General features: G+C 61.6%; 12 protein-coding genes and 1 tRNA gene. 5 read left to right on the forward strand and 8 right to left on the reverse strand.

Annotated features, from left to right (window positions below; genetic code table 11):
- Positions 1-8 precede the first annotated feature (8 nt).
- The 4 genes from ACFO3E_RS06145 to ACFO3E_RS06160 all read left to right on the forward strand — a co-directional run bounded on the left by ACFO3E_RS06145 (position 9) and on the right by ACFO3E_RS06160 (position 1,810).
- Positions 9-182: a hypothetical protein gene (locus tag ACFO3E_RS06145; protein ID WP_380803239.1), complete on the forward strand. Its 174-nt coding sequence runs from the start codon at positions 9-11 to the stop codon at positions 180-182.
- 97 nt (positions 183-279) lie between these two features.
- Positions 280-567, forward strand: a complete 288-nt coding sequence (locus ACFO3E_RS06150; RefSeq protein WP_380803240.1) for an AAA family ATPase — start codon at positions 280-282, stop codon at positions 565-567.
- Positions 564-863, forward strand: coding sequence for a helix-turn-helix domain-containing protein (locus ACFO3E_RS06155; RefSeq protein ID WP_380803243.1), 300 nt, complete (start codon positions 564-566; stop codon positions 861-863). The genes ACFO3E_RS06150 and ACFO3E_RS06155 overlap by 4 nt, the downstream gene beginning before the upstream one ends.
- Positions 749-1,810: a tyrosine-type recombinase/integrase gene (locus tag ACFO3E_RS06160; protein WP_380803245.1), complete on the forward strand. Its 1,062-nt coding sequence runs from the start codon at positions 749-751 to the stop codon at positions 1,808-1,810. Before ACFO3E_RS06155 ends, ACFO3E_RS06160 begins: the two co-directional genes overlap by 115 nt.
- Before the next feature lie 4 nt (positions 1,811-1,814).
- On the opposite strand, the gene ACFO3E_RS06165 is transcribed toward ACFO3E_RS06160, so the two are convergent.
- From ACFO3E_RS06165 to ACFO3E_RS06200, 8 genes are all read right to left on the reverse strand, one after another.
- Positions 1,815-1,880 (reverse strand) — tRNA-OTHER (locus ACFO3E_RS06165).
- Positions 1,881-1,962: 82 nt separating this feature from the next.
- Positions 1,963-2,961 (reverse strand): helix-turn-helix domain-containing protein, encoded by a 999-nt coding sequence (locus ACFO3E_RS06170; protein ID WP_197486338.1) that lies wholly within the window; start codon positions 2,959-2,961, stop codon positions 1,963-1,965.
- A gap of 248 nt (positions 2,962-3,209) precedes the next feature.
- Complete coding sequence (locus tag ACFO3E_RS06175) at positions 3,210-4,061, reverse strand: D-amino-acid transaminase (protein ID WP_066526298.1); 852 nt, start codon at positions 4,059-4,061, stop codon at positions 3,210-3,212.
- Between the two features lie 79 nt (positions 4,062-4,140).
- On the reverse strand, positions 4,141-5,538 hold the full coding sequence (locus ACFO3E_RS06180) for a UdgX family uracil-DNA binding protein (protein WP_380803247.1): 1,398 nt from the start codon (positions 5,536-5,538) through the stop codon (positions 4,141-4,143).
- A 7-nt stretch (positions 5,539-5,545) separates the two neighbouring features.
- The gene (locus ACFO3E_RS06185; RefSeq protein ID WP_066526302.1) at positions 5,546-6,010 is read right to left on the reverse strand and encodes a hemerythrin domain-containing protein; all 465 of its coding nucleotides are present in this window, start codon (positions 6,008-6,010) and stop codon (positions 5,546-5,548) included.
- A 60-nt stretch (positions 6,011-6,070) separates the two neighbouring features.
- Complete coding sequence (locus ACFO3E_RS06190) at positions 6,071-6,427, reverse strand: hypothetical protein (protein ID WP_066529004.1); 357 nt, start codon at positions 6,425-6,427, stop codon at positions 6,071-6,073.
- Between the two features lie 71 nt (positions 6,428-6,498).
- Positions 6,499-7,749 (reverse strand): putative DNA modification/repair radical SAM protein, encoded by a 1,251-nt coding sequence (locus tag ACFO3E_RS06195; protein WP_066526305.1) that lies wholly within the window; start codon positions 7,747-7,749, stop codon positions 6,499-6,501.
- 73 nt (positions 7,750-7,822) lie between these two features.
- Complete coding sequence (locus tag ACFO3E_RS06200) at positions 7,823-8,581, reverse strand: class II aldolase/adducin family protein (RefSeq protein ID WP_066526307.1); 759 nt, start codon at positions 8,579-8,581, stop codon at positions 7,823-7,825.
- A 222-nt stretch (positions 8,582-8,803) separates the two neighbouring features.
- On the opposite strand from ACFO3E_RS06200, the gene rpsU reads away from it, so the two are divergent.
- Entirely contained in the window at positions 8,804-9,010 is a 207-nt protein-coding gene (rpsU, locus tag ACFO3E_RS06205; protein ID WP_004208618.1) for a 30S ribosomal protein S21, read from the forward strand.
- The last annotated feature ends 72 nt before the right edge of the window (positions 9,011-9,082 follow it).

The raw sequence follows: 9,082 nt of genomic DNA on the forward strand, positions 1-9,082 counted from the left end.
GAATCCTAATGTGCAGGCCGCACTGGTTTCAGGTGCCCAAGCCCCTTCGTGACGCGATCAGCCAGACATGGGCAGCAGGCCAGATCCGCGCCTGGTCGGCCAACTGCCTCGAAGCGCGCCGCGTCCTCTCCACCAATTCGCCCAGCGCCATCGCTGACCGCATCACCGGAGACAGATCATGATCAGAGGCCTTGCCAAAGCCCTCCTCATCATCGCCGCCCTGCTGGCGATCCCCTTCATCATCGCCGGCGCCCTCGGCAGCGCCAAGGGAGAAAAGCGTTGACCATAGTTGTAATTCACGGCCCCCCGGGATCGGGAAAAACCACCAACGCCTCGACGCTCGCTAGATTCCACGGCGTTTCGGTGATCGTGGATGACGGGGCCTGCATGGGACAGCGCTTCCCAGCTGGCGACGCGCTGGTTTTGACCACCCGCTCTCCCGATGAGGTTCGTGAGTGGCAAGCGCAGTCGCGACGCTTCGGTCCCCTGACTTTCGTACTGATCGCCACCGCCCTCAAGATCGTCGGCGCGCAGCCGCCGCGCGGCACTCGGAAACTGGCGGCATGAGTGCTCCTGTCCTGTTGACCCCAGCGGAGGCGGCGCAGCGGCTTCATGTCAGCGACAAGACCTTGCGCCGCATTCGTCAGCAAGGTCATATTCGTTATGTCGCCATCACAGAGCGCAAGATTCGTTACCGCCCGGAAGATTGCGACGCATATGTGGCGGCCCGTGTCCGCGAGGATCATCAATGTCCGTCTACAAGCCGAAAAACTCGACCATCTACCTCTTCGACTTCCAACATCGTGGTCGGCGATTTCACGGCTCGACGGGCCAGAAAACGAAGCGCGAAGCGGAAAGGGTAGAGGCGCGCAAGCGGGCAGAGGCGGCGCTCGACATCAAAAATCGCAAGCCGATCACGATGGATGAGGCCGCGGGGCTGTATGAGACTAAGCTGCGCAAAGAGGCGCGCTGGAGCGCATCGTCTGAGACTTGGCTGGACAATTTCGTCAATGCCATCGGCCCCCGCACATTCATGTCCGACGTCGATCATACGGACGTCGGCGCTTACTTCCGGCAGCGCGCCGCGCTGGTCGAAGGCTCCAGCGTAAATCGAGAGATCGACGTTGCCCGCGCTTTCTGGCGCGCGACCGAACGGGCGCGCTATGACGTCGGCGAAATGCCAGACTGGGGCGCGATGCGCTACGCAGTGAAGGAGCATGACCCGCGCGAACTACAGTTCGACGAGGAAGACCGGCTGCTCTCGACCATCCGCGAGGATTACCAGCCTTTTGTGAAGTTCTCCCTCCTGTCAGGCTGGCGCGTTTCGGAAGTTCGGACCCTCCTGTGGTCTGACCTAGATCTGCCCGCCAAGGTGGCATGGCGAACAGTAAAGGGCGGTAACCGCATCAAGCGCCCGCTCACCACGGACATGATTGTCCTCATTGCGACGCAGCCGCAGGCATGCCCACAGGTCTTTACCTATGAATGCCAGCAGAGCCGCCAGAAGCGCCGCAAGGGGCAGCGATATCCGATTTCCAAGGATGGCTGGCGGAAGGTCTGGAGCGAGGCTCTCACTGCCGCCAAGATCGAGAATTTCCGCTTTCACGATCTGCGCCACACGCGCGGGACGCGCATCCTGCGCCAGACCGGCAACTTGGCCGCCGCGCAGAAAGCCCTGGCGCACAAGAATATCCGCACCACGTTGCGCTATGCCCATGCGTTCGATGATGACGTGCGCAAGGCGCTGGAGGCTTCGGAGTCCCGAACTATTCCCGAAGTGGTTGCGAGGGAGACGAAAAAAAGCGCCTAAACACAAGGCGATAGATCGAACGCAGAATTTCCGTGTAAACGAGACGCTCTACCAACTGAGCTAATCGCCCTATGCCGCGCCCTGCCTGGTGCAGCCGGAGCGCGCCTATCTAGGCTAATCGGCGCGCGGGTCAAGCCTTGATGACGATCGCGTCACGCGCACAGGAAGCGGCGGCTCGCCATGAACCAGCGGGTCAGCGCCTCGACGGTCTCGTCGGCCAGGGCAATGAAGACGCGGCGGCCATCGTGCGGGTCGGCCTGGCGCTGGACAATGCCCTTGTCGGTCAATGTGCGAATCCAGCGCAGCGCGGTGGTCGGCGGCACGGCAGAGGCGATGCACAGGCTGGACACGGAAACCCGCTCTTGCTCCAGCCGCGCAGCCAGCAGGTCGAGCAGCATGTCCCAAGCTGGATCGGCGAACAAGTCGCCAGGCAGGAACTCCTCGCGCAGCCGCCGCGCCCGCAACAAATCTCTCACCTGCGCGGCGCTAAGCGGCGAGGCATCCGTTGCAGGCTGGTTGCTGCCCATGGGCTCTACCGCCGGCATGCCGATATAATCGCTGGCGCGGTCCGATATGCGCGGGCCCAACGCGAAGGAGGGCGTGGCATGGCGCGGGCGGGACGTCAGAGCCTCCAGAGTGCGGGCGAGACGGCTGACTTCTTCGCTTAACTGCTGCAGGCGGACGCCCTCGCTTTCCTGATTGACCTCATGAACCGTGCGCTGCGGCGTTGCGCTTCCAGCCGTCAGCAGCGCGGCAGCCAGGTCGGCATGATCAGGCGTACAAAGCAATTGCGTTCGTTCGCTCCGGATGCAGGCGAAGGCGAGATCGATCGTGTCGATGCCCGTGACCATGATGACCGGCACATCATTCTGCACCGCCAACGTCTCGACCTGCACCAGCAGTCGCTCGAGCATGGGCGAGGGTTGCGCGCAAAAGAGCAGGATCACGTCGCAGCCGATCTGCATGTCCAGCCGCAAGGACGCCTGCTCCAACCCTACGCTGTCCAGCAGCCGGAACTGCGCGGCGGGCGCCAGACCTTCAACATCATCGAGGAAAATATCGTCTGCCAGGATCAGCAGGCCGGCCCTTTGATCCTTTACTCCGTAGCTTTCCTCCATCCTCAAGCCTAAGCCCGCTGCGGACCGATCCATTTCCACCTGTTAACTCCTGTCCCTGCTTTGTTCTGAGCTTATCGCAATATCGCGGCGCTGCGCCCGCTCTCTCCTCCATATCGGACATGGTGATGAAGGATTGCCGGCCGATGCTCGGCTGCCGCTACGAAATGCAAGGAGTTGACCGCCGCTACCGCCAAAATGGTGTGGCCTTTCGCCAAAATGGCGCGAGCGTAAGCGCAGCCCGATTTATCTCCGAAATGGACTCTTCTTCTGGCACAAGAGTCTCAGCTAGCCGTCCTTCTGGCGAAATCGATATAAAGCTGACGCAATCGGGTCGCGACAGGTCCGGGCCTGCCGTCCCCGATCTGCCGGCCATCTATGCGGACGACCGCCTGACAGAGCGTCGATGCGCTGGTGATGAAAGCCTCGCGAGCCGTCAGAGTTTCCTCGACCGTAAATGGCCGGTATGTGACGCTCATGCCGCTTTCCAGCGCCAGGGCGGTAAGTGCTGCCCCAGTGCAACCGGCCAGCACAGCTTGCGAATAAGGGCGGGTGACGATGCCCTCGTCGGTAACCAGAAAAGCGGTCGAAGATGCGCCTTCGGTAATGAAGCCATCCTCCACCATCCACGCTTCCTGCGCTCCCGCTTCCGCTGCGATCCGCTTGGCCATCGCTTGGGCGAGCAGGCCCACGCTCTTGATGTCGCGCCGCGACCAGCGCTGATCTGGCGTCGTGACGACCGCAATCCCCGTGCGGGCGGCCGGACTGTCCAGAAAATGCTTCGCCTGCGTGAACATCAACAGCGTCGGTTGCAAAGCGGTCGATGTCAGGAAATCGCGCCCTGCATCAGCGCCGCCCGTCAACTGCAAGTAGATCAGACCTTCATCAAGCTTGTTCCGCCTCGCCAGATCTTTCTGAACCGCCTCGATCGCGTCGGAGGAGAGGGGGAGGGTAAGGCCGATTGCGGTTGCCGATCGTTCCAGCCGCGCCATGTGTGAATCGCTATCGACCAGGCGGCCCTCGATCACCGCAGTGACCTCATAGACAGCCTCCGCGAACAGGAAGCCGCGGTCGAGTACGGACACCCGGGTGTCGGCAAGCGGCAGGAATTGGCCGTTGAGATAAGCGATCGACATGAACGGACGGATTTCCCCTGCGCGACAAGATAAGTCCACCGATGTTGCCGGGGCGATGTTCTGGGTCAAGCAGCGATCGTCAATCCAACGCGCTCACGCGCTCTCCTATATTGCGCAGCTCCTCGACAAAGCGCGCCCGTTCGGCCGCTTTGCGCGCTTCATCGGGCACGCGCAGCAGGAAACTGGGGTGAACCGTCACCCATCCCTCGACGCCATTGTCCAGCGGGATCGGCGCGCCGCGCGTGCGGCTGATCGTCACGGCTTTACCCAGCATCGCTCGCGCAGCTGTCGCGCCCAAGGCGACCAGGATGCGAGGCCGGATACGGTCCAGTTCCTGGTCGAGCCACCAGCGGCAGGCCTGAATTTCCGGCGTTTCCGGCGTCTGATGGATGCGCCGCTTGCCGCGCTGCTCATATTTGAAATGCTTGACCGCATTGGTGACATAGACGCTGGCGCGATCAATTCGCGCCTCCTCCAGCGCTCGGTCCAGCAACTGTCCTGCCGGACCGACGAAGGGGCGTCCCGCAAGATCTTCCTGATCTCCCGGCTGCTCGCCGACCAGGACGAGCCGCGCGTCCAGCGGCCCTTCGCCAAAGACCGTCTGCGTCGCGTCCCGGTACAAAGGACAGCGGGTGCAGGCCGACGCCTCCTCGCGCAGCGCGTTCCAGGCGACCGCGACGTTACCCGGCCGCGCTGGCACTTTCGGTGGTGTGGCGATCATGCTTGCCTCCCTTGCCTGTGCGCCCGCGACCAGTTCGGGGATGAGCGCTGCTTCGGGCAAATTGCGCCAATATTTTTTTGGCATTTCGGACAGCATCGCGCGTTGCTTGAGCCGCGCGGGATTGAAGGTTGCCGCATAATAGCTCTTCCATACTTCCTCGACCGGATCACCCGCAGGCGCATCCGCTCGGGTCGCCCCCGGACCCTCGCTCAATATTTCACCATCCCAATGGATGCTGATCTCGGGCGTAAGGATGGACCAGCGCATCGACGCGAAGCGCCTTACAAAGAAGCCGGCATTAGCGCGCACGATATGATGATCGGGTTCGAACCAAGCGACGAAGCGTGGCCGGTCACCTTCATCCACCTCGCGAAAGCGCACGAACGCGCGCATTTTATGCATGTCACGCCGTACCGCTTTTGCGAGACTGTCTGTTCGGCGCATCAAGGGGTCAGCTTGATCGTCCATTCGTGACGGCTGTTGCCGCACATTCAGCAGCAATTCGTAGAGCAGGGCGAAACGTTGCTCGTCCCGGTGCAGAATCGCACTCTCGGCGAGGTTCAGGAACGCGCGCGGTACGGAAAAGCCCCCGCCCGTGTTAGGAGGGGGCGGCTCGTCGAAGGACAGGAGCGAGGCCGCCTGCCCTTCGACCCGCCAGTCGATATCCTGCGCTGGGACATTGGCCGATGCGAAACGCCGGGCGGCCGTGCGCCACCCTTCGAAATCGTCCGGCCCGCTCAGCAGCGCCTGATACATACGTGCCTCAATCGGCGGCTTCTGCCCGCTGCAGTTCGGCAGGCTTGCGCTTGGCGAAGGCGGCCGCCAGCTTCTGTTCCTCTTCGTCCGTCAGTTCCGCTGCGGCGTCGGGGAACATCTCCTCTTCCTCCTCTTCGATATGGTGGAGGTAGCGCTTCTTCAGCTTGTCGAAGGTCTCACGCCATGCAGCGCTGTTAAATTCCAGCTCCTGCAATTCTTCGAGATAATCCTCGATTTCCTTATGCTCTGACACGCTATGCTGTGCATCTTCCCGCAGGTCGGGCCGGGCGAGCATCGTGGCGTAGAGCGTTTCTTCCTCCGCCGCGGCATGTGCGGTGACTTCTACCCGAAACTGCTCGAACAACTGTTCCAGCCGCTCATGATCGTCCTGGGCTTGGGCCATCTGCTCGAACAGTTGGCGGTGGACGTCATGATCCTGCTTCAGGCGGTCGAAAATTGTCGCATTGGCCATGGGGTGCTCCTCTAGATACAGAGGGCACAACGAAGGCTGCCGAACTTTGGGTCCCGTTGTTTAGCCGAACAGGAAGCGGAAGATGATCGCGACTGGTATCCAGAGCAGACTGCTGGCGATGCTGGCCAGCCAGACTTGTGCGACATCGCGGCGAAAACGGAGGTCGAGCCCTGCACTGGAAAGGCCGCTGTCGTCCAATATTTCCCACCTGCGCTCAAGCCTGCGCGCAGCCACGCCGAAGCCGCCGATCGCGACGATAAGCGCAAGGTGAAGCAGCAGCGAACCGCCCATCCTCGCGACGATTCCGATCTGGAGCAGGCAGAAGACGACAAGCGCGGTCGCGAGATGGCTGCTCATGCGCTTGGCGTAGCGGCCGCCATGATTCTGCGCAGAAGCGTTTTTGAATAGCGTCGCCACCAGCAATCCCCTCCATTCCTGCGCTCAAGAAAACATGAAGCGCCGCGCTTATCAACGGCAAAAGCAAGGGTTCAGGTAAAAAGCTCGAATTGAGTCGGGGGAGGGGTCAGCCGTCTCTTCAGATCAACTTTGTCGATCAGGTGCAGGGGCCGCCAATCGCTCGCGATGAGGAAGGGCCGAAGTTTGGCGATCGAACTGGTCAGCCGCGCGACATCGTCCAGTCTGAGGCGGCGTTGCCGGCGGCTGGCTAAAATGCGATCGACGGCCTTCACGCCCAAGCCAGGCACCCGCAGGAGCATTTCGCGGGGCGCGCGGTTCACATCCATGGGAAAGATACCCCGGTGCCGTAACGCCCAGGCGAGTTTGGGATCGATATCGAGCGGCAGATGGCCGGTCTCGGGATCGGTCGCTTGTTCAATGTCGCTAACCGAAAAGCCATAGAAGCGCATCATCCAGTCGGATTGATACAGCCGATGCTCACGAAGAAGGGGCGGGCGTTTGAGCGGCAGGACGGCGCTGGGGGACGGGATGGGGGAGAAGGCGCTGTAGTAGACCCGACGCAGGGCGTGCCGGTCATAGAGGGAGCGCGCCCGCCGGAGGATCGCTCGGTCATCCGCGCCGTCAGCGCCAACGATCATCTGTGTGGACTGCCCGGCCGGGGCGAAGCGCGGTGCATGGCGGTAGCGTTTTCTCGCGTCACCCATATCCTCGATCGACGTGCGCAACTCCTTCATCGCGCCTTCGATCCGCTTCTCGTCCTTTTCTGGGGCGAGCCGTTTCAGTCCCTCTTCGGTCGGCAATTCGACATTGATGGACAGCCGGTCGGCATAAAGCCCGGCCTGATGCGTCAATTCAGGGTCGGCGTCCGGGATCGTCTTCAAATGGATATAGCCGCGAAAGTCATGCTCTTCCCGCAGCGCTCGCGCGACGCCGACCAGCTGCTCCATCGTGTAATCCGGCGACCGGATGATGCCGGATGATAGAAACAGCCCCTCAATATAATTGCGGCGGTAAAAGTTCAGGGTCAGATCGACCACCTCCCAAACGGTGAAGCGCGCCCGGCGCACATCGCTGGACCGACGATTGATGCAATAATGGCAGTCGAATATGCAGCTGTTGGTGAGCAATATCTTGAGCAGTGAGATACATCGGCCGTCCGGAGCATAGGCGTGACATATGCCCATGCCTTCGGTCGATCCCAGCCCGCCTTTGCGGCCTGACAGGCTGTCGCGCTTCTTCGTGCCCGATGACGCGCAGGACGCATCATATTTGGCGGCATCGGCAAGAATCTCGAGCTTGTGGCGGGTAGACAGGACTGACATAAGTTCATGATATGTTCTTTTGAGGGCACTGTCCTTGATCTAGATTGCGCCTGCGTTTTCACCGCGCGATGGGTCAACTTTTCCAGCTGGGGTCGATGCGGTCGATCAGCCGCACCATCGCCTGAAAGTCGGGAACGCCGGGGCCGACCGGAAGCTGCACGCCGCCGATGTCGCGCTGATGCACGGCGATCACTTCATCAGGGATATCGAGCGGTGTGCCAGCCGCGCCCGTGGCGACCTGGATTTCGCAAGCGCGTTGAAGCATCCAGTGCATGAGGAATGCATTGGGCAGGCTGTCCGCCATGACCAGCGTGCCATGATTGCGCAGCATCATCAGTCGTCGGTTTCCGAGATCAGCGATCAGCCTTTCCCCTTCTTCAGGCCGCAGCGTGATGCCTTCAAAGTCGTGATAGGCGATTCGCCCGGTAAAGGCGGCCGCGTAGAAATTGGTAGGACGTAATCCTTCCTTGGTCGCGCTGACCGCCATGGCCGCAGTCGTGTGGGTGTGGATCACGCAATGGGCGTCAGGCAAATGACGGTGAAAGACGCTGTGCTGTGTAAAACCGGCTCGGTTCACCGGATAGGGACTGCCGTCCAGCACATGCCCGTCTATGTCGATCTTGACCAGGTTGGACGCGGTCACTTCCGAATAGAGCAGGCCGAAGGGATTGATCAGGAAGGCGTTATCTTCGCCCGGCACGCGCAATGTGATGTGATTGTAGATCAGCTCCGACCAGCCCATATGGTCGAATATGCGGTAGCAGGCCGCAAGCTGCTGGCGCGCTTCCCACTCCGCAGCGGGCGCATTGGATACGGAAATGGCGGTGGCCATGGCGATCCTCCTCTTATCCTGTAATGCGACTATCCGCCGTCGCGGCGCCGCTGTCGAGCGAAACGGCTTTAGGGTTGAATTAGGCCGACTCTGCTGGTAGGGCGCGCCCCACACGGCGCAGGCTGGCCTGCGACGACTCATCGCTATTACTTTCGGTAGGCCCGTCGGGAGGGGTTTGTTTCCTGGCGAACCGCCCGCTTTCGACTGGAGTTTGACTGGCTTATGCAAATCATCGTTCGCGACAACAATGTCGACCAGGCCCTGCGCGCGCTCAAGAAGAAGCTGCAGCGTGAGGGCGTGTATCGCGAGATGAAGCTGCGCCGTCACTACGAAAAGCCTTCGGAAAAGCGCGCCCGCGAAAAGGCGGCTGCGGTTCGCCGCGCGCGCAAGCTGGAGCGCAAGCGCGCTGAGCGCGACGGCGTCCGTTAAGACGTTCGTTGTCCGGGGCGGCTGTTCGGCCGTCCTTCCCTGCTGATTCCCGCACCTGCGAGGCTTAGGTCC

Origin of the sequence: Sphingobium tyrosinilyticum (genome assembly GCF_042654265.1) — a bacterium.
GTDB lineage: Bacteria > Pseudomonadota > Alphaproteobacteria > Sphingomonadales > Sphingomonadaceae > Sphingobium > Sphingobium tyrosinilyticum.